Raw genomic sequence first — 1,009 nt, 5'->3', positions numbered from 1 at the left:
TAGTTGCGAATTCGAAGTCGCGTTGGTCGTGTGCAGGTACTGCCATTACCGCGCCTGTACCGTAGTCCATCAATACGAAGTTTGCGACGTAAACTGGTACTTCACGACCGTTCAATGGATGAATAGCAGTAAGGCCAGTTGCCATACCTTTCTTCTCCATTGTCGCCAGTTCAGCTTCAGCAACTTTGGTGTTCTTACATTCTTCGATGAATGCAGCAAGCTCTGGGTTGTTCTCTGCAGCTAGCGTTGCTAGAGGGTGACCCGCTGCGATACCTACGTAAGTCACACCCATCAGTGTGTCTGGACGCGTTGTGTAAACTTCTAGGTCTTGTTGACCTTTTACTTCAAACTTCAGTTCCACACCTTCAGAGCGACCAATCCAGTTGCGTTGCATGGTCTTAACCATTTCTGGCCAACCTTCAAGTTTGTCTAGATCGTCAAGTAGCTCTTGCGCGTATTCTGTGATCTTGATGAACCACTGAGGGATCTCTTTTTGCTCTACTGGAGTATCACAACGCCAGCAGCAGCCGTCTTCAACCTGTTCGTTTGCAAGAACGGTTTGGTCATTTGGACACCAGTTAACAGAAGACGTTTTCTTGTAAACTAGGCCTTTTTCGTAAAGCTTAGTGAAGAACTCTTGTTCCCAACGGTAGTACTCAGGCGTACAAGTTGCGAATTCACGATTCCAGTCGTAGCCAAAACCTAGCAATTTAAGCTGGTTTTTCATGTATTCGATGTTTTCGTAAGTCCATGGCGCAGGTGCTGTGTTGTTTTTCACCGCTGCGTTTTCTGCTGGTAGACCGAACGCATCCCAACCAATTGGTTGCATTACATTTTTGCCTTGTAGGCGTTGGAAGCGAGATACTACGTCACCGATGGTGTAGTTGCGCACGTGACCCATGTGCAGTCGACCACTTGGGTATGGGAACATAGATAGACAGTAGAATTTTTCTTTATTTGGGTCTTCACTTACAACAAAGGTTTTGTTGTCATCCCAGTGCTTTTGAAC

The 1,009-nt window shown here is 46.4% G+C and carries 1 protein-coding gene; it reads right to left on the bottom strand.

Annotated elements, in window-relative coordinates; all coding sequences use genetic code 11:
• Positions 1 to 1,009: leucine--tRNA ligase (gene leuS, locus R8O70_RS26430; protein ID WP_318184615.1), on the bottom strand; the 1,009-nt coding region annotated here is incomplete at both ends.

It is taken from the genome of Vibrio sp. 779(2023) (assembly GCF_033344285.1).
GTDB classification, from domain to species: domain Bacteria; phylum Pseudomonadota; class Gammaproteobacteria; order Enterobacterales; family Vibrionaceae; genus Vibrio; species Vibrio alginolyticus.
Note: the sequence above shows the minus strand (reverse complement) of the source record. Positions and strands in the feature narration are given on the sequence as shown.